General features: G+C 70.9%; 14 protein-coding genes. 8 read left to right on the top strand and 6 right to left on the bottom strand.

Going from position 1 to position 17,731, the window contains the following annotated elements; genetic code table 11:
• Positions 1-2: 2 nt before the first annotated feature.
• The 3 genes from HEP85_RS18330 (at position 3) to HEP85_RS18320 (ending at position 5,436) form a co-directional block, all read left to right on the top strand.
• On the top strand, positions 3-3,179 hold the full coding sequence (locus HEP85_RS18330) for a sacsin N-terminal ATP-binding-like domain-containing protein (RefSeq protein ID WP_369657757.1): 3,177 nt from the start codon (positions 3-5) through the stop codon (positions 3,177-3,179).
• 230 nt (positions 3,180-3,409) lie between these two features.
• Positions 3,410-4,255 (top strand): DUF5707 domain-containing protein, encoded by an 846-nt coding sequence (locus HEP85_RS18325; protein ID WP_168528699.1) that lies wholly within the window; start codon positions 3,410-3,412, stop codon positions 4,253-4,255.
• Between the two features lie 248 nt (positions 4,256-4,503).
• Positions 4,504-5,436, top strand: coding sequence for a hypothetical protein (locus HEP85_RS18320; RefSeq protein WP_168528698.1), 933 nt, complete (start codon positions 4,504-4,506; stop codon positions 5,434-5,436).
• Positions 5,437-5,500: 64 nt separating this feature from the next.
• Here HEP85_RS18320 and HEP85_RS18315 read toward each other — a convergent pair whose 3' ends face one another.
• Positions 5,501-7,900, bottom strand: coding sequence for a cation-translocating P-type ATPase (locus tag HEP85_RS18315; protein ID WP_168528697.1), 2,400 nt, complete (start codon positions 7,898-7,900; stop codon positions 5,501-5,503).
• Between the two features lie 185 nt (positions 7,901-8,085).
• Positions 8,086-8,364, bottom strand: a complete 279-nt coding sequence (locus tag HEP85_RS18310; RefSeq protein WP_168528696.1) for a DUF2530 domain-containing protein — start codon at positions 8,362-8,364, stop codon at positions 8,086-8,088.
• Positions 8,365-8,602: 238 nt separating this feature from the next.
• Between HEP85_RS18310 and HEP85_RS18305 the strand changes: the two genes are divergently transcribed.
• On the top strand, positions 8,603-10,054 hold the full coding sequence (locus HEP85_RS18305) for an NCS2 family permease (RefSeq protein WP_168528695.1): 1,452 nt from the start codon (positions 8,603-8,605) through the stop codon (positions 10,052-10,054).
• A 70-nt stretch (positions 10,055-10,124) separates the two neighbouring features.
• Here HEP85_RS18305 and HEP85_RS18300 read toward each other — a convergent pair whose 3' ends face one another.
• Positions 10,125-10,307 carry a ribbon-helix-helix protein, CopG family gene (locus HEP85_RS18300; protein ID WP_148008990.1) on the bottom strand — a complete coding sequence of 61 codons (183 nt, stop codon included), beginning with the start codon at positions 10,305-10,307 and terminating at the stop codon, positions 10,125-10,127.
• 143 nt (positions 10,308-10,450) lie between these two features.
• On the opposite strand from HEP85_RS18300, the gene HEP85_RS18295 reads away from it, so the two are divergent.
• The 3 genes from HEP85_RS18295 to thpR all read left to right on the top strand — a co-directional run bounded on the left by HEP85_RS18295 (position 10,451) and on the right by thpR (position 13,062).
• Positions 10,451-10,888, top strand: coding sequence for a MarR family winged helix-turn-helix transcriptional regulator (locus HEP85_RS18295; RefSeq protein WP_168528694.1), 438 nt, complete (start codon positions 10,451-10,453; stop codon positions 10,886-10,888).
• Positions 10,889-11,185: 297 nt separating this feature from the next.
• On the top strand, positions 11,186-12,451 hold the full coding sequence (locus HEP85_RS18290) for an MFS transporter (RefSeq protein WP_168528693.1): 1,266 nt from the start codon (positions 11,186-11,188) through the stop codon (positions 12,449-12,451).
• Positions 12,452-12,489: 38 nt separating this feature from the next.
• The gene (thpR, locus tag HEP85_RS18285; RefSeq protein ID WP_168528692.1) at positions 12,490-13,062 is read left to right on the top strand and encodes an RNA 2',3'-cyclic phosphodiesterase; all 573 of its coding nucleotides are present in this window, start codon (positions 12,490-12,492) and stop codon (positions 13,060-13,062) included.
• Between the two features lie 346 nt (positions 13,063-13,408).
• Here thpR and HEP85_RS18280 read toward each other — a convergent pair whose 3' ends face one another.
• Positions 13,409-14,401 carry an aldo/keto reductase gene (locus HEP85_RS18280; protein WP_168528691.1) on the bottom strand — a complete coding sequence of 331 codons (993 nt, stop codon included), beginning with the start codon at positions 14,399-14,401 and terminating at the stop codon, positions 13,409-13,411.
• A gap of 199 nt (positions 14,402-14,600) precedes the next feature.
• Entirely contained in the window at positions 14,601-15,284 is a 684-nt protein-coding gene (locus HEP85_RS18275) for an SGNH/GDSL hydrolase family protein (RefSeq protein ID WP_168528690.1), read from the bottom strand.
• Positions 15,285-15,421: 137 nt separating this feature from the next.
• Between HEP85_RS18275 and HEP85_RS18270 the strand changes: the two genes are divergently transcribed.
• Positions 15,422-16,420 carry a WD40 repeat domain-containing protein gene (locus HEP85_RS18270; protein ID WP_168524949.1) on the top strand — a complete coding sequence of 333 codons (999 nt, stop codon included), beginning with the start codon at positions 15,422-15,424 and terminating at the stop codon, positions 16,418-16,420.
• 126 nt (positions 16,421-16,546) lie between these two features.
• Here HEP85_RS18270 and serC read toward each other — a convergent pair whose 3' ends face one another.
• Positions 16,547-17,665: a phosphoserine transaminase gene (serC, locus tag HEP85_RS18265; RefSeq protein WP_168528689.1), complete on the bottom strand. Its 1,119-nt coding sequence runs from the start codon at positions 17,663-17,665 to the stop codon at positions 16,547-16,549.
• Positions 17,666-17,731: the final 66 nt, after the last annotated feature.

Here is a 17,731-nt window from a genome sequence, read left to right as displayed (position 1 = left end):
CCGTGAGCAAGTTCGTGCAACCGGCACCCGAGGGCGCGGACCCGTTCGGCACGGCCCGCCTGCGCCGCGGCGTGCTGGACGCCTGGGCCACCAGCCCGGCCCGGTTCCGTGAAGACGCCAACGCCGAGGAGGACCTGGTCCTCGGCGGATACCGTGACCGCCTCCTCGTCGAACTCGCCCAGAACGCCGCCGACGCGGCCGCCCGGGCCCACGTCCCCGGCCGCCTGCGGCTCACCCTCCGCGACGGGGTCCTGGTCGCCGCCAACACCGGCGCCCCCCTCGACGCGGCCGGCGTCGAGTCGCTGTCGACCCTCCGCGCCTCCGCCAAGCGCGACGCGCCCGACACCGCCGTCGGCCGCTTCGGCGTCGGCTTCGCCGCGGTCGTCGCGGTCACCGACGAGCCCGCCGTGGTCGGCCGGCACGGCGGTATCCGCTGGTCCCTCGCCGAGGCCCGCGAACTGGCGGCCGACACCGCCCGCCACAGCCCGGGTCTGGGCGACGAGATCCGCCGCCGCGACGGCCATGTGCCGCTGCTGCGGCTGCCGTTCGCGGCCGAGGGCACCGCCCCGGACCCGTACGACACCGCCGTCATCCTCCCGCTGCGGGACACCGCCGCCGAGGATCTCGCCGAGCGCCTGCTGCGAGGGCTCGACGACGCGCTCATGCTCGCCTTGCCCGGCCTGGAGGAAGTGGTCGTCGAGATCGGCGACGGCGGCACGGGCGGCGAGGTGCGCACCCTGCGCCGCAGGGCCGAGGAGCACGGTGTCACCCTGGAGGACTCCCGGGACGGCGCCACCCGCTGGCGCACCGTCTCCCACCACGGCCCCCTGGACCCGGCCCTGCTGGCCGACCGCCCGGTCGAGGAGCGGCTGCGCCCGCAGTGGTCGGTGACCTGGGCCGTCCCGGTCGACACCGACGGCACCCCGGGCCGCCCCCGCACCAGCCCGGTCGTGCACGCGCCGACCCCCAGCGACGAGCCCCTCGGCGTCCCCGCCCTGCTCATCGCCTCCCTGCCGCTCGACACCAGTAGGCGGCACGCCGCCCCGGGCCCCCTCACCGACTTCCTGGTGGAGCGCGCGGCGGACGCGTACGCGGAGCTGCTCGCTGCCTGGAGCCCGGTGGACGCCGGGATCATCGACCTGGTGCCGGGCCCGCTCGGCAAGGGCGAGCTGGACGGCGTCCTGCGCCGCGCGATCCTCGACCGGCTGCCGCGCACCGCCTTCCTGCCGCCGGCCGTCCCGCCGCCGGAGAACGGCGGCCCGGACACCGCCGCCGACTGGCCCGAGAGCAGCGCCGCGGAACACCCGGCCGCCCTGCGGCCCCGTGACGCCGAGGTCGTCGAGGGCGCCGGCGCCGAGACCGTCCGGGTACTCGCCGAAGTGCTGCCCAGCCTGCTGCCCGCCGGCCTGGAGCGCCGGGCGGAGCTCCGGACGCTGGGCGTCGCCCGCGTACCGCTCGCCGAGGCCGTGGACCGGCTGGCCGGGCTGGAGAAGGACCCGGGCTGGTGGTGGCGGCTGTACGAGAGCCTGGCCGGGGTGGACCCGGACCGGCTGTCCGGGCTGCCCGTGCCGCTCGCCGACGGCCGGACGGCGGTGGGGCCCCGGCAGATCCTGCTGCCCGGCTCCGACGACATGCGGGCCGCCGCCCCCGACACCCTCGCCCGCCTCGGCCTCAAGGTCGCCCACCCGGACGCCGCCCACCCGCTGCTGGAAAAACTGGGCGCCCTCCCGGCCACTCCCCGCGCGGTCCTCACCACCCCGCAGGTGCGCGCGGCCGTCGCTGCCTCGCTCGACGACGAGGGGGCCGGCTGGGACCAGGAGGCGCCGGACGCCGAGGAAGTGGCGGAGCTGGTCCTCGCCCTGGTCCGCGACGCCGCGCTCGAACCCGGCGACGAGCCCTGGCTCGGCGCCCTCGCCCTGCCGGACGAGGAGGGCGAACTCGCCCCCGCCGGTGAACTGGTGCTGCCCGGCAGCCCGTTCGCCCAGGTCATGCGCGAGGACGAACTCGCCTTCGTCGAATCGGAGTTGGCCGACCGATGGGGTGAGCAGCCGCTCGCCGCCTGTGGTGTGCTGGCCAACTTCACCCTGGTGCGGGCCACCGACGTCGTCCTCGACCCGGACGAACTGGACCCCCGCGACTCCGACTTCGCCGAACCCGACGACGCGGGACTGCTGGACGCCGTCGACGTGTGGTGCGAGGACGTCCTCGACCGGCTGCCCGACACCCCCGTACCGCCCGTCGCCACCGAGATCGTCGCCGTACGGGACCTGGACCTGGTGGACGACGAGCGGTGGCCGCAGGCGCTCGCGCTGCTGTCCCGGCCGCCGCTGCGCGACGCGCTGACCCAGCCGGTGCGCGTCCTGCTCCCGGACGGCACCCACGAGATCGTCCGGCCGTACTCCGCCTGGTGGCTGCGCGGCCATCCCGTCCTGGACGGGCGTCACCCGGCGGGACTGCTCGCCGCGGGCGGCGACCCGCTCCTGCGCGGGCTGTACGACGAGGCCGACGCGACCGGCTTCGACGACGAGCAGGTGCTGCGGGCGCTGGGCGTCCGCACGTCCGTCGCCGCCCTGCTGGACGAGCCCGGGGGCGCCGCCGAGCTCCTCGAACGGCTCGCCGACCCCGACCGCGAGGTCTCCGGCACCCAACTGCACGCCCTGTACGGCGCGCTGGCCGATCTGGAGCCCGAGCGCGTGACCCTGCCGGACGAGCTGCGCGCCGTGCTGGACGGACGGGTGACCGTCGTGGACGCCGCCGACGCCGTGGTCGTCGACTCGCCCGACCTGCTGCCCTTCACCACCGGCATGCCGCTGCTCCCCGTCCGCCCGTCCCGCGCCGCCGAGCTCGCCGAACTGTTCCAGGTACGGCGCCTCAGCGAGTCGGTGACCGGCGAGGTGACCTCGGAGGGCGCCGAACACGACGTACCCGAGTCCGTACGGATCCTGCTGGGCCCCTCGGCCCCCTCCTCGTACGTCGAACACGAGGAACTCGTCGTCGACGGCACCGAACTGGACTGGCGCCGCACCCGGGACGGGGTGCTGCACGCGTCCACCCTGGAGGGCGTGGCGGCCGGCCTCGCCTGGGCGGCCGGACAGTGGCCGCGCCGCTTCGAGGTCGCGGCCCTGCTGGAGGACCAGTCCCGCACGGAGGAACTGGCCCGGGACCGCTGGTTCGACTGAGGTGGGCGGCCGGTACGGACGGCGCGCGGCGACCGTCCGTACCGGCCCGGCGGGGCCGCTCGATGTGGCCTTGGTCATGTACGCACAAAATCCTCACCCCTCGTACAACCATTCACCCCCGTCACGGATCTGATCACCCGAGTCAAGAGACTCCACATCACTTGGGCTCCGAGTGACGACGAGCCGTGCGGACGACCGGCGTCGGGGCCCCTTTCCCATTTGGGGACTGCATGCGCATTCGAGTCACCGTGGCCGCCGCTACCGGCGCGCTGGCCCTCTCCGCCCTGGCCGTACCGGCGGCGCAGGCCGCCGAGGGGCCCGGCGCCACCTCGGCCGCCCGCTCCGTCGTGGCCGACGCGGTGAAGACTCCCGCCGACGACTCGCGCGGCGACACCGCGATCTCGAACGTCGTGGTGAACGGCGGCAAGGACATCGTTCTCGGCACCACCACGAAGAAGACCTTCACCGTCTCCTTCACCGTGAAGGACAACTCGGGCGTCGAGTGGGCACAGGCGATCCTGTGGCACGGCCCGGACTTCGACCACCTGGACGGCGGCGCCGTGGCCGACTCGTCCAACGGCCGTGCCACCTGCACCAAGGTCAACGCCACCACGTCGAACTGCAAGTCGGCCTACACGGTCAAGGCGGACGTCGACCTCATCGACAGCCTGGCCGGCAGCTGGAAGGTCTGGGCGATCGCCCAGGGCACCGACGGCAACTACGTCCAGAAGGACAACGTCAAGGGCTTCCGGATCCAGCGCCTGTCCAAGCTGACGGTCAACGCGTCCCCGGAGCCGGTGAAGAAGGGCAAGACCATCACGGTCACCGGCGCTCTGACGCGTGCGAGCTGGAACTCGGGCAAGTACCTGGGATACACCGGTCAGTCGGTGAAGCTGCAGTTCAAGAAGAAGGGCGCCAGCGCCTACACCACGGTCAAGACGGTCAAGTCGACCAGTGGCGGCGCACTGAAGACGACGGTCAAGGCGTCCGTCGACGGCACCTTCCGTTACTCCTTCGCGGGCACGACGACCACCCCGGTCGTCAGCGCCACCGGTGACTACGTCGACGTGAAGTAGGCACGCGAACCGGTACGACGAAGGCCGGTGCCGCCCAGCCAGGGCGGCACCGGCCTTCGCGTTCGGCGTCTGCGTGGACGGCGGTCCTGGTCACGTGTACACAAAGAGTTCACCGCTCGTACAACCATTCACCCCCGTCACGGATCTGATCATCCGAGTCAAGAGACTCCACATCACTTGGGCCCTGAGTGACGACGAGCCGTGAGGAACGACCACCGTAGGGGCCCCTTTCTCCACTTGGGGATCGCATGCGCATTCGAGCCACTGTGGCTGCCGCTACCGGCGCCCTGGCCCTCTCCGCGTTCGTCGTGCCGGCCGCGCACGCCGCCGACTCGGCCTCTTCCTACCGTGCGGACGTCGCCAAGGTCCTGGAAGCAGCGCACTCCGCGTCCGGCAAGACCGCGTTCACCGCCACCACCGCCGCCGACGACGCGCCGTACGCCCTCAATGTCACCTTCTCCAACATCAAGGTGAACAGCGGCAAGGCCATCCCGGTCGGCACCACCAACCACGTCGCCGTCCCGGTCACGTACACCCTGACCCACGGCACCGACGTCAAGATCACTGCTGCCGACTTCCAGACCGGCCCCTACCTCTACAAGGGCACCTTCGGCGACCCGGACAACGAGCTCTTCGGCGACGACCCGGCGAAGTGCACCGTCACCTCGACGACCACCGCGTCCTGCAAGGGCAACATCGACATCTACCCGGCCGAGGGCTACCTCCTCAACTCGGACGCGGGTGCCTGGAAGGCCGCGGGCCTGGCCATCGCGCTCAACGGCCAGAACCCGGAGAGCTCCAGCTTCGACATCACCAAGGTCGGTATCGCCGACCAGGGCGGCTTCACTTCTCCCAACGTGCAGCGTTACTCCAAGCTGACGGTCAACGCCTCCCCGGAGCCGGTGAAGAAGGGCAAGACCCTCACGGTCACGGGCAAGCTGTCCCGCGCCAACTGGGAGACGAACAAGTACGCGGGCTACACCGGCCAGTCCGTGCAGCTGCAGTTCCGCAAGAAGAACAGCACCACGTACACCACCGTCAAGACGGTCAAGACCGACGGCTACGGCAATCTGAAGACGACCACCAAGGCCTCCGTCGACGGTTACTACCGCTACAGCTTCGCGGGCACCTCGACCACCCCGGCCGTCAAGGCCGCGGGCGACTACGTCGACGTGAAGTAACCGGCTCGCCGTACTCCACCACGCGGTCCCCGCGCCCCCGCCAGGGGTGCGGGGACCGCGTGGTTCACGCGGGAATGCGCCGGTCCACCCATCTCCACAGGACCTCCAGGACGGCCGCCGCCACCACCGAGATGCCCACCGCGATCCACGGCATCTCCACGCCCACCAGTTTCAGGGCGAAGAAGTGCTGGAGCCACGGCACGATCAGTACGACGACGAACGCCAGCCCCATCGAGGCCACCAGGGCGACCCGCCACCAGGTGTACGGGCGGGCGATGATCGCCAGCACCCACATGGAGATCAGGAACAGCGTCAGCGTCGCGGCGCTGGTCTCCGCGTTCAACTGGTCGGGCCCGGTGTAGTGGTGACGGGCCACCAGATAGGTCACGAAGGTGGCGATCGCCGCGATGACACCGCCGGGGATCGAGTAACGCATGACCCGCCGCACGAAGTGCGGTCGCGCCCGCTCCGTGTTGGGGGCGAGCGCGAGGAAGAACGCCGGGATGCCGATCGTCAGGGTGGACAGCAGGGTCAGGTGCCGGGGCAGGAAGGGGTACTCGACCCGCCAGCACACCACCAGCACCGCCAGCAGCACCGAATAGACGGTCTTCACCAGGAACAGGGTCGCGACCCGGGTGATGTTGCCGATGACCCGGCGGCCCTCCGCCACCACCGAGGGCAGCGTCGAGAAACTGTTGTTGAGGAGCACGATCTGGGCGACCGCCCGGGTCGCCTCCGAACCCGACCCCATGGAGACGCCGATGTCGGCGTCCTTGAGGGCCAGGACGTCGTTCACACCGTCGCCCGTCATCGCCACCGTGTGCCCGCGCGACTGCAGCGCGCCCACCATGTCGCGCTTCTGCCGCGGGGTGACCCTCCCGAACACCGTGCCCTTGTCCAGTGACTTCGCCATCTCCTCCCGCTCGTCGGGAAGCCGGCGCGCGTCCACGACCGCGCCGCTCAGACCGAGCTTCCCGGCCACCGCGCCGACCGAGACCGCGTTGTCGCCGGAGAGGACCTTCGCCCGGACGTCCTGCTCGGCGAAGTAGCGCAGGATGTCCGCCGCGTCCGGGCGCAGCCGCTGCTCCAGTACGACCAGCGCGGTCGGCCGGGCGCCCTTCTTCACGTCCGGATCGTCGAGGTCCCCGGTGGCGCGGGCGAGGAGCAGGACCCGCAGCCCCTCCTCGTTCAGCCGATCGGTCTCGGCGAGCGCCGGGTCGCCGGCGGGCAGCAGTACGTCGGGGGCGCCGAGCAGCCACGTACCGGACTCGCCGTTGCCCTCGTTGAAGGTCGCCCCGCTGTACTTGCGGGCCGAGGAGAAGGGCAGCGACTCGACGCAGCGCCAGTCCTCGCTGTCCGGGTAGGCGTCGATGATCGCCTGGAGGGAGGGGTTCGGCCGCGGGTCGGACTCGCCGAGCGCCCCGAGGACCTTGCGTACGTACGACTCGTCGGCACCCCCCAGCGGCCGCAGCTCGGTGACGTCCATGCCGCCCTCGGTGAGGGTGCCGGTCTTGTCGAGGCAGACGGTGTCGATGCGGGCGAGGCCCTCGATGGCCGGAAGCTCCTGCACGAGGCACTGTTTCCGGCCAAGCCGGATGACGCCGATCGCGAAGGCGACGGAGGTGAGGAGGACGAGACCCTCGGGGACCATCGGCACGATCCCGCCGACCGTCCGCGCGACGGAGTCCTTGAAGCCGTGCTGCTTGACCACGAGCTGGCTGATGACCAGACCGATCGCGGTCGGGACCATCATCCAGGTCACGTACTTGAGGATCGTGGAGATACCGCTGCGCAGCTCGGAGTGGACGAGCGTGAACCGCGACGCCTCCTCGGCGAGCTGGGCCGCGTACGCCTCCCGGCCCACCTTCGTCGCGGTGAACGCGCCGCCGCCCGCGACCACGAAGCTGCCCGACATCACCGCGTCGCCCCGGCGTTTGACCACCGGGTCGGCCTCGCCCGTGAGCAGCGACTCGTCGATCTCCAGGCCGTCGGCCTCCACACAGGCGCCGTCGACGACGATCTTGTCCCCGGGGCCGATCTCGATCACGTCCCCGAGCACGATCCGCGAGGTGCTGACCTCGGCGGCGACCCCGTCCCTGCGCACCGTCGGCTTCGCCTCGCCGATCACCGCGAGCGAGTCCAGGGTCTTCTTGGCCCGCCACTCCTGGATGATGCCGATCCCGGTGTTGGCGATGATCACGTACCCGAACAGGCTGTCCTGGAACGGAGCCACGGACAGCATGATCAGCCAGAGCACACCGATGATCGCGTTGAACCGGGTGAAGACGTTCGCGCGGACGATCTCGCCCAGCGAGCGGCTGCTGCGCACCGGGACGTCGTTCACCTCGCCGCGCGCCACCCTTTCGGCGACTTCGGCGGCGGACAGCCCCTTGGCCCGACCGGGGGCGGGGAGGGGCACGGGGTGCACCGGGTCCAGTTCCGCGCCCGCGTCGATGTGCGTCATGCATTCGACGGTACGTGCGGAAAGGGTGCTTCACCTGCCGAGTGCCCCGAAGATCCGACCAGGGGAGGACGGGGCGCGGCGGGTTGTGATGCCCTGGCAGGAGGCAGGAGGCAGGAGGCAGGAGGCAGGAGGCAGGAGGCAGGAGGCAGGAGGCAGGAGGCAGGAGGTCGGCTGGGGGAGCCGAATTACTCCGCGGTGGTGGACGACGGCGCGGTGTCTGCCGCCGCGGCCCGTTTGATCGCGGCGTCGCGCCTGCGGACGTACCAGATGCCGATGAGTCCGAGACCGGCGCCGGCCAGACAGGTCCACACCCACCAGGTGTGCCCGTGGTCGTCGTACCAGCCGTAGAACGGCAGCTGCACCAGGAAGAGGACGAACCAGAGGATCGTGCCGCCCGTGATGGTGGCGACGACGGGCCCCTCCAGGGGCTCCGGCGCCTCGTGCTTGGGGGTCCACTTCGCCATGGGCACAGCTTACGAGGCCGCGGACCGGCCGACGCTCGCACCCGTGTTCCCGGCGCACACCAACGGTCTACGCGCGGAGATAGCCATTTCTGTTTCATATGTTCATACTGAAACGGTCCGAGTCTGGCCAGTTGTATTCGTAGGAAACACCAACAGGGACCGGGGAAATCCTGTTGGCGATCGACTGCCGACCGGACTCGATCATGTTCCCCGTCCCCCCGCACGCTTGAGGACCCGCATGTCCACCTCGGCCGCCACCAAGGCCCCCGCCCCGCAGGAGCCGGAGTCCCGGTCCGCGCGGAGCGCCCTCGACCGCTACTTCAAGATCTCCGAGCGCGGCTCGAGCATCCCGCGCGAGATCCGCGGCGGTCTCGCCACCTTCTTCGCGATGGCCTACATCATCGTGCTGAACCCGATCATCCTGGGCAGCGCGAAGGACATGTACGGGCACCACCTGGACAACGGCCAGCTGGTCACCGCGACCGCCCTGACCGCGGCCTTCACGACGCTCCTCATGGGTGTCATCGGCAACGTGCCGATCGCGCTGGCGGCCGGCCTCGGTGTGAACACCGTCGTCGCGCTCCAGCTCGCCCCGCGGATGTCCTGGCCGGACGCCATGGGCATGGTCGTGCTGGCCGGCTTCATCGTGATGCTGCTGGTCGCCACCGGGCTGCGCGAGCGCGTCATGAACGCCGTGCCGCTGGGGCTGCGCAAGGGCATCTCGATCGGTATCGGCCTGTTCATCATGCTGATCGGGCTGGTCGACTCCGGCTTCGTCTCCCGCATCCCGGACGTCGCCCAGACCACCGTGCCGCTGCAGCTCGGCTCCGACGGTCACCTCAACGGCTGGCCGGTGCTGGTCTTCGTCCTCGGCACGCTGCTCACCCTCGCGTTGATCGTGCGCAAGGTGCCGGGCGCGATCCTCATCTCGATCGTCACCATGACGGTGCTCGCGGTGATCGTCAACGCCGTCGCCAAGATCCCGTCCTGGGGCCTGACCACCCCGAAGTGGCCGGGCAATCCGGTCGCCACCCCGGACTTCGGGCTCGTGGGCAAGGTGAGCCTCTTCGGCGGCTTCGGCAAGGTCGGCGTGCTGACCGGCATCCTCTTCGTCTTCACCGTGCTGCTGTCGTGCTTCTTCGACGCGATGGGCACGATCATGGGCGTCAGCGACGAGGCCAAGCTGACCGACGCGCAGGGCAACATGCCCGGCATCAACAAGGTCCTCTTCGTCGACGGCATCGCGGTCGCCGTGGGCGGCGCCAGCTCCTCCTCGGCCACCACCTGCTTCGTGGAGTCCACGGCGGGCGTCGGCGAGGGCGCGCGCACCGGCTTCGCGAACGTCGTCACCGGCACGCTCTTCGCCGTGGCGCTCTTCCTGACCCCCGTCGCCACGATGGTCCCGTCCCAGGCCGCGACCCCCGCGCTGCTCGCGGTCGGCTTCCTGATCCTGTCCGGCTCCGTGCGCGAGATCGACTGGGCCGACCACACGATCGCGATCCCGGCCTTCGTGACGATGGTGATGATGCCGTTCACCTACTCGATCACGAACGGCATCGGCATGGGCTTCATCACCTTCGTGGTGCTGCGCCTGGCGGCCGGCCGCGCCCGGGAGATCCCGGTCGCGATGTATGTCGTAGCCGCCGTGTTCGGTTTCTACTACCTGATGCCGGCCCTCGGCCTCACCTGACGGGTGGGGTCTCGCGTCCCCGCCCTTCGGGGACTCCCGGGGCTCCAGAGGCTCCCGGGGTCTCCCGGGCTCACGTGACCCCGTAGAACTTCTCCGTCTCGTCGACGGCGGTCTGGAACCGCTCGTCGAAGTCATCGCGAATGAGCGTCCGGACGACATAGTCCTGGACGCTCATTCCGCGTTTGGCGGCATGGTCTCGGAGCCGGTCGAGCAGCTCCCCGTCTATCCGCAGGCTGAGCACACTGGTCCCCATGGAGTCGAGGGTCGCCGGACTTCGGCGCGGAGCGGGTCACTTTCCGCAGGGGACTCACTCGTATGAGTGACGTAAGGATTCAGTGGTCCGTGTCACGGGCACCCCGATGCTCTTTAGCGAGAGTAATGAGTTAAGCTAAATACATGCCTGACCTCACCCATGGCGACGACGCTGCCGCCGTGAACGCCCTGCGCTCCGCAGTGATGCGGCTGTCACGTCGACTCAAGCACCAGCGGGTCGACGAGTCGCTGAGCCCCACCGAGATGTCGGTGCTCGGCACCCTGGCCCGCTGTGGCTCCGCCACACCGGGTGAACTCGCCCGCAAGGAGCATGTGCAGCCGCCCTCGATGACCCGCATCGTCGCGTTGCTGGAAGCCAAGGGCCTGGTCAGGCTGGAGCCTCACTCCGAGGACCGGCGACAGAAGGTCGTCACGCAGACCGACAAGGCCGAGGCGATGCTCGAAGAGAGCCGCCGCAGGCGGAACGCGTGGCTGGCCGGCCTGGTCGAGGCCCTGGACGAGGACGAGTGGGCGAAGCTCCGCGAGGCCGCTCCCGTCCTGGAGAAGCTCGCGCAGATCTGATGCCCCGCCCGGCGTGCCGACCGACGTCCGGCCGGCACGCCCTCACCCCGGACACCGCCGTCCGTGCCCCCAAGGAGGCGAGCCCTTTTGAGTTCGGGACCCGGAGCAGACTCCGCCCCCGCACCAGCCACCCACGACTCCCCGCCAGCCCCTGACGGTGCCACCCGCCCGTCCCGCACATCCGGTTCCCGGACCCCTTCGGCCCCGTCGGCCCCTCGGCCCCGGCGGCCTCGCCGTCGTCTCCGGCTTACCGCGACGCCGTCAACACCCCCGTCGCCCTCGGCGGCGTCGTCCTCGATGTTCAGCTCCCTGAGGATCCGGAACTACCGGCTGTTCTTCCTCGGGCAGGTCGTCTCCAACACCGGCACCTGGATGCAGCGCATCGCCCAGGACTGGCTGGTGCTCAGCCTCACCGGCTCCTCCGCCGCGGTCGGTATCACCACCGCGCTGCAGTTCCTGCCGATGCTGCTCTTCGGGCTGTACGGCGGCGTCCTGGTCGACCGTCTCCCCAAGCGCCCCACCCTGCTGGCCACCCAGACGGCCATGGGCGTCACCGGGCTCGTGCTCGCCTTCCTGACCCTCTCCGGCCACGTCCAGGTCTGGCACGTCTACCTCGCGGCGTTCGCCGTCGGCCTCGCCACGGTCGTCGACAACCCGGCCCGCCAGTCCTTCGTCTCCGAGATGGTCGGTCCCGGCCAGCTGCAGAACGCGGTCAGCCTGAACTCCGCCAACTTCCAGTCGGCCCGCCTCGTCGGTCCCGCCGTCGCGGGCGTGCTGATCACCGGTGTGGGCACCGGCTGGGCGTTCCTGTTCAACGGGATGTCCTTCGTGGCCCCCATCGCGGGTCTGCTGCTGATGCGCGCCCGCGACCTGCACATGGTCGAGCGGGCGCCCCGCGGCAAGGGTCAGCTCCGCGAAGGCCTCCGCTATGTCGCCGGCCGCCCCGACCTGGTCTGGCCGATCGTGCTCGTCGGCTTCATCGGCACCTTCGGCTTCAACTTCCCGGTCTGGCTCTCCGCCTACGCGGACGACGTCTTCGACGCGGGCGCCGGCGCGTACAGCCTCTTCAACACGCTGATGGCGGTCGGCTCGGTGGCCGGCGCGCTGCTCGCCGCCCGCCGCGGCACGGCCCGGCTGCGCGTGCTGATCGCGGCGGCCCTGGCCTTCGGCCTGCTGGAGGCGGTGGCGGCCGTGGTGCCGTCGCTGTGGCTGTTCTCGCTGCTCATGGTCCCGATCGGGGTCTTCGGGCTGACGGTCAACGTCACGGCGAACACCACGGTCCAGATGGCCACCGACCCCGTCATGCGCGGCCGTGTCATGGCGCTGTTCATGATGGTCTTCGTGGGCGGTACGCCGTTGGGGGCGCCGCTGGTCGGCTGGGTCACCGACGCCTACGGTCCGCGCGTCGGCTTCGCTCTCGGCGGTCTGGTCTCGGCCGCCGCCGCGACGGCCGTCGGCCTGGTCCTGGCCCGCGTGGGCGGCCTGCGCCTGTCGGTCGGCTGGCACCGCGGCCGTCCGCGGGTGCGCTTCGTCCCCAAGGAACGGCTGGCGGCCGCGGCCTGAGCGGGAACCATGGCCCCCGACCCTGGGAGAGTGGCGTCATGAGACTCTTCGCGGCCGTGCTGCCACCCGAGGAAGCGGTACGTGAACTCGGCGCGGCGGTGGACGGGTTGCACCGGCTGCCGGGCGCGGACGACCTGAGGTGGACGGGCCGCCCGGGGTGGCACTTCACGCTCGCCTTCTACGGCGAGGTCGAGGAGGAGCTCACCGGTCCCCTCGCGGACCGGCTGTCCCGGGCCGCCCGGCGTACGCCGCCCGTCCCGCTCGTCCTCCGGGGCGGCGGCCACTTCGGCGGCCGGGCCCTGTGGGCGGGGGTGTCGGGAGACGTCACCACCCTGCGCCTGCTCGCCGACCGCGCGGAGGCGGCGGCGCGCAGGGCGGGCGTCCCGATGGGGGAGCACCGCCGCTACCGCCCGCATCTGACGGTGGCCCGCAGCAGGCAGGCCGCCGACTTCGCGCCGTACGTCACCGCCTTGGACGACTTCGCCGGGCGCCCCTGGACGGCGGCCGAGCTGTGTCTCGTACGCAGCAATCTGCCGAGGTCGGGGGTCCCGGGGGAGCAGCCGCGCTACGAGACGGTGGCGCGGTGGGCGCTGGCCGGGGCGGGCGGCTGAAGAGGGCCGGGGACCGCCGGTTAACCTCAATGACGTGAATCCCAAGACCCGAAACCAAATCATGGCCGGTGTGCTCGTACTGATGTTCGTCGTGGTGGCGCTGGCGGCGGCGGTCAAGTAGCGGCGGCCCGCCCGCGCTCGGCCCGTCCGCGCTCGGCCCGTCCGCGCTCGGCGCGCTCCGCCGCACAGGCGCCGGGAGGGCCGTGAAGGCGCGGGAAGAGCCGCGAGCCTCCGGGAGCGTCGCGGACGGCCCGACCCCGCCGGGTGGCGCGGGAACCGCGGGCCCTGTCCGCGTGGGACCGGCCGCGTGGTTCCCGCACCCCTGACGACCCCCTGCGCAGGCGTGCTACCAGGCGAAGGCCTCCGGGGATGGACCCGGGCCCGGGAAGATCTCGTCCAGCGCGGAGAGGAGCTCCTGCGACAGCTCCAGTTCGACGGCGCGCAGGGCGGAGTCGAGCTGCTGCGCGGTGCGCGGGCCGACGATGGGGCCGGTGACGCCGGGCCGGGTCAGCAGCCAGGCCAGTGCCGCCTCGCCGGGTTCGATCCCGTGCTTGTCGAGCAGGTCCTCGTACGACTGGATCTGCGCGCGGATGGCGGTGTTGGCCAGCGACTCGGCGGCCCGGCCGCCCGCCCTGCGGCCGCCCTCCGCCTCCTTGCGGATGACCCCGCCGAGCAGTCCGCCGTGCAGCGGGGACCAGGGGATGACCCCGAGCCCGTACTCCTGAGCGGCCGGGATGACCTCCATCTCGGCGCGTCGCTCGGCCAGGTTGTAGAGGCACTGTTCGCTGACGAGGCCGATGGTGCCGCCGCGGCGGGCGGCGATCTCGTTGGCCTGGGCGATCTTGTAGCCGGGGAAGTTGCTGGAGCCGACGTAGAGGATCTTGCCCTGCTGGACCAGGACGTCGATCGCCTGCCAGATCTCCTCGAAGGGGGTGCGGCGGTCGACGTGGTGGAACTGGTAGACGTCGATGTAGTCGGTCTTGAGCCGCTTGAGGCTGGCGTCGACCGCCCGCCGGATGTTGACCGCGGAGAGCTTGTCGTGGTTGGGCCAGGCGTCGCCTTCGGCGGCCATGTTGCCGTACACCTTGGTGGCGAGCACGACCTTGTCGCGCCGCTCGCCGCCCTGGGCGAACCAGTTCCCGATGATCTCTTCCGTACGGCCCTTGTTCTCGCCCCAGCCGTACACGTTCGCGGTGTCGAAGTAGTTGATCCCTGAGGCCAGTGCCGCGTCCATGATCGCGTGGCTGTCGGCCTCGTCGGTCTGCGGACCGAAGTTCATGGTGCCGAGGACGAGTCGGCTGACCTTGAGTCCCGTGCGTCCGAGCTGCGTGTACTTCATGACTCCCCACCCAACGGCGTGGAGTGCGCTCTAGGCAAGAGTGGAACGCCGCAACACGCCCTAGTCCCGGGGGAAGTCGTCCGTCTTGATGGTGAGGCCGAGGAGGGTGGTCGTGGCACTCCTCCCCGGCCGCGACCCGGTCGAGCGCAGCCACGCGGTTCAACGATACGTACGACGATCCTGGTGCGCCGGGATTCGGTCAGGCGCTTTCGGCCGCGTACGGTTCCCCGAGGTCCCAGGCCTGGTACATCGCCTCGGCGAAGGCCTCCGTGATCCGGTGTTCGCCGCTCTCGTTCGGGTGGGTGCCGTCGTAGGTGTCGAGGTGGATGTCGTACCCGAGGGGCGGGGAGACGAGCAGCAGGGGGGAGCGGGGCTCGTCGAGGTCGGCGACCGCCTTCGCGAGGAAGTCGTTGAAGGAGGCCACCGCGGCGGCGAAGGGCGCGTCGGACTGCGCGCGGACGTTCGGTATCACCGGCAGGACGGCTATCCGGATCCGCGGGTTCGCCGCGCGGGCCTCGGCGACGAAGGCGCGGACGTTCTCGGCCGTCTGCTCCGCGTTCGTGTAGAAACCCAGGTCGATCAGGCCGAGGGAGACCAGGAGCACGTCGGCGCGGTGCACGCGGACCGCGTCCCGGATCAGCGGGACCATGTGGATCCAGCCCTCGCCCCAGCCGGCGAGATGGGCCTGCGGGAAGTCCGGTTCCGCGTACTCGTACGAGTCGGGGGACTCGGTCGCCTTGTCGTACAGCGTCTCGCGCGGGCCGACGATCCGGAACGGGCCCCCGTACGTCGCGCGCAGGTGCTGCCACATCCGGTAACGCCACGTGTGTTCCCCCGCGCTCCCGATCGTCTGGGAGTCGCCGACGGGCATGAACCTGAGCATCCGCTCATCATGGACGATCGGTACGGAGGGCATGACCGCGGGGGATGTGAGGCTGGACACGCCTCGCGGACGCGATGCGGGGCCGGCCGGTGGCGTAGATCGAACTGAAAGTCCGTTCGAGATGGCAGGCTTGGGCCATGCGCCGATCGCCCTCGTACCTTGCCGCAGCCGCCGCCCGGGTGGCCGCCGGAGCCGCCCTCGTCGTCGCGCTGTCGGCGCCCGCCGTCGCCGACAGCGGGGACGGCGGGTTCACGATCAAGGACCCCCGGATCACCGAGTCCAGCGGACTCGCCGCCTCGCGTCTGCACCCCGGCATCTACTGGACGCACAACGACAGCGACGACGGGCCGTACCTCTACGCCGTCGACAGCAAGACCGGCGAGACGGTCGCCACCGTCACGATGAGCGGGGTCGGCGCCCCCCGCGACGTCGAGGCCATCTCGCTCGGTCCGGATGGCGATCTCTACGTCGGTGACATCGGCGACAACCTCGGCGGCACCTGGAACCACGTCTGGATCTACAAGCTGCCCGAGCCGAAGGTGCTCAAGGACCAGACGATCCGGGCCACCCAGTACGTCGTGAAGTACGCGGACGGGCCCCGCAACGCGGAGGCGCTGATGGTGCATCCGAAGACCGGGCGGGTCTACATCGCCGACAAGAACGAGGACGGCGGCCACCTGTACGAGGGCCCCGCACAGCTCTCCCCCTCCGGCACGAACGTGTTCCGCAGGGTCGCCACCATCGACCTCTGGGTCACCGACGGGGCCTTCTCGCCGAACGGCGAACAGCTGGCGCTGCGCGGGTACTTCGGCGGGATCGTGTACACCTGGAACGACGGGAAGCCCAAGCGGCAGGGGCGGCTGAACGTTCCGCTGCAGGGACAGGGCGAGTCCGTCACGTACACGCCCGACGGGTCCGAGCTGATGTACGGGAGCGAGGGCAAGGACAGCCCGGTGCAGCCCGGTTCGGTTCCCGGGGGCGGCTCCGACTCCAAGTCCCCTTCGAAGAACGGTGGTTCGTCGTCGGCGGGCGGTGACGGGGGCGGTGGACTGGGTGCCGGGGCCAAGGGGGCGCTGGCGGTGGGTGCTGTGCTGGTGGTGGTCCTCGGGGTGAGGCGGCTGCGGCGCAAGTCCTAGGGAGCCGGGAGCCGTGCGGGCTTCTGGTTCGGGCGAGCGCCGGCGGTGACGCGCGCGGCGTCGGGAGACGACAGGAGGAAGGGGCGCCCGGCGAGTGCCGGGCGCCCCTTCCGTGTACGGCTGAGGTCAGAGCTTCTCGATGACGTGGTCGACGCACTTCGTCAGCGCCTCGACGTCCGCCGGGTCGATCGCCGGGAACATCGCGACGCGCAGCTGGTTGCGGCCGAGCTTGCGGTAGGGCTCGGTGTCGACGATGCCGTTGGCGCGCAGGACCTTGGCGACGGCGGCGGCGTCGATCTCGTCGTCGAAGTCGATCGTGCCGATGACCTGCGAGCGCTTGGCCGCGTCGGTGACGAACGGGGTGGCGTACTTGGAGTCCTCGGCCCAGGTGTACAGCCGGGTCGAGGAGTCCTTGGTGCGGGCCGTGGACCAGGCCAGGCCGCCCTGCCCGTTGATCCACTCCAGCTGCTCGTTGAGCAGGAAGAGGGTGGCGAGGGCCGGGGTGTTGTACGTCTGGTTCTTGCGGGAGTTGTCGATCGCCGTGGGGAGCGAGAAGAACTCCGGCACATGGCGGCCCGACGCGTGGACGCGCTCGGCGCGCTCGATGGCGGCGGGGGAGAAGACCCCGATCCACAGGCCGCCGTCGGAGGCGAAGGACTTCTGCGGGGCGAAGTAGTAGACGTCCGTCTCGGCGATGTCGACCGGCAGGCCGCCGGCGCCGGAGGTGGCGTCCACGAGGACGAGGGAGCCCTCGTCGGCGCCCGCGACCCGCCTGACGGGGGCGGCGACACCGGTGGAGGTCTCGTTGTGGGTGAAGGCGTACACGTCGACGCCGGCCTCGGCCGAGGGCTCGGGGTGGGTGCCCGGGTCGGACACGATCACGGTGGGTTCGGCGAGCCACGGGGCGAGCTTGGCGGCCTTGGCGAACTTGGAGCTGAACTCACCGAAGTTGAGGTGCTGCGACTTGTTCTCGATCAGGCCGTGGGTCGCCACGTCCCAGAACGCGGTGGAGCCGCCATTGCCGAGGACGACCTCGTACCCGTCGGGCAGCGAGAACAGTTCGCGCACACCCTCCCGGACCCTCCCGACCAGGTTCTTGACCGGCGCCTGGCGGTGGGACGTACCGAGCAGAGAACTGCCGGTCGCCGCCAGCGCGTCCAGTGCCTCCGTCCGCACCTTGGAGGGGCCGGCGCCGAAGCGTCCGTCGGCGGGCTTGATGTCAGCGGGGATCTGGATGTCAGCCACGAGCCGGAGGGTATCTCTTCGGTGAAACCGGACGGAAGCGTGTCCGTTCGATGAGACGACCCGGCC

Origin of the sequence: Streptomyces sp. RPA4-2 (assembly GCF_012273515.2) — a bacterium.
Classification (GTDB): domain Bacteria; phylum Actinomycetota; class Actinomycetes; order Streptomycetales; family Streptomycetaceae; genus Streptomyces; species Streptomyces kaempferi.
Note: the sequence above shows the minus strand (reverse complement) of the source record. Positions and strands in the feature narration are given on the sequence as shown.

What these genes read in the sequence shown, in the direction of transcription:
- HEP85_RS18325 (WP_168528699.1), top strand. Translation starts at nt 3,410, where the DNA reads ATGCGCATTCGAGTCACCGTGGCCGCCGCTACCGGCGCGCTGGCCCTC.
- HEP85_RS18320 (WP_168528698.1), top strand. Translation starts at nt 4,504, where the DNA reads ATGCGCATTCGAGCCACTGTGGCTGCCGCTACCGGCGCCCTGGCCCTC.
- HEP85_RS18315 (WP_168528697.1), bottom strand. Translation starts at nt 7,900, where the DNA reads ATGACGCACATCGACGCGGGCGCGGAACTGGACCCGGTGCACCCCGTG.
- HEP85_RS18310 (WP_168528696.1), bottom strand. Translation starts at nt 8,364, where the DNA reads ATGGCGAAGTGGACCCCCAAGCACGAGGCGCCGGAGCCCCTGGAGGGG.
- HEP85_RS18305 (WP_168528695.1), top strand. Translation starts at nt 8,603, where the DNA reads ATGTCCACCTCGGCCGCCACCAAGGCCCCCGCCCCGCAGGAGCCGGAG.
- HEP85_RS18300 (WP_148008990.1), bottom strand. Translation starts at nt 10,307, where the DNA reads ATGGGGACCAGTGTGCTCAGCCTGCGGATAGACGGGGAGCTGCTCGAC.
- HEP85_RS18295 (WP_168528694.1), top strand. Translation starts at nt 10,451, where the DNA reads ATGCCTGACCTCACCCATGGCGACGACGCTGCCGCCGTGAACGCCCTG.
- HEP85_RS18290 (WP_168528693.1), top strand. Translation starts at nt 11,186, where the DNA reads ATGTTCAGCTCCCTGAGGATCCGGAACTACCGGCTGTTCTTCCTCGGG.
- thpR (WP_168528692.1), top strand. Translation starts at nt 12,490, where the DNA reads ATGAGACTCTTCGCGGCCGTGCTGCCACCCGAGGAAGCGGTACGTGAA.
- HEP85_RS18280 (WP_168528691.1), bottom strand. Translation starts at nt 14,401, where the DNA reads ATGAAGTACACGCAGCTCGGACGCACGGGACTCAAGGTCAGCCGACTC.
- HEP85_RS18275 (WP_168528690.1), bottom strand. Translation starts at nt 15,284, where the DNA reads ATGCTCAGGTTCATGCCCGTCGGCGACTCCCAGACGATCGGGAGCGCG.
- HEP85_RS18270 (WP_168524949.1), top strand. Translation starts at nt 15,422, where the DNA reads ATGCGCCGATCGCCCTCGTACCTTGCCGCAGCCGCCGCCCGGGTGGCC.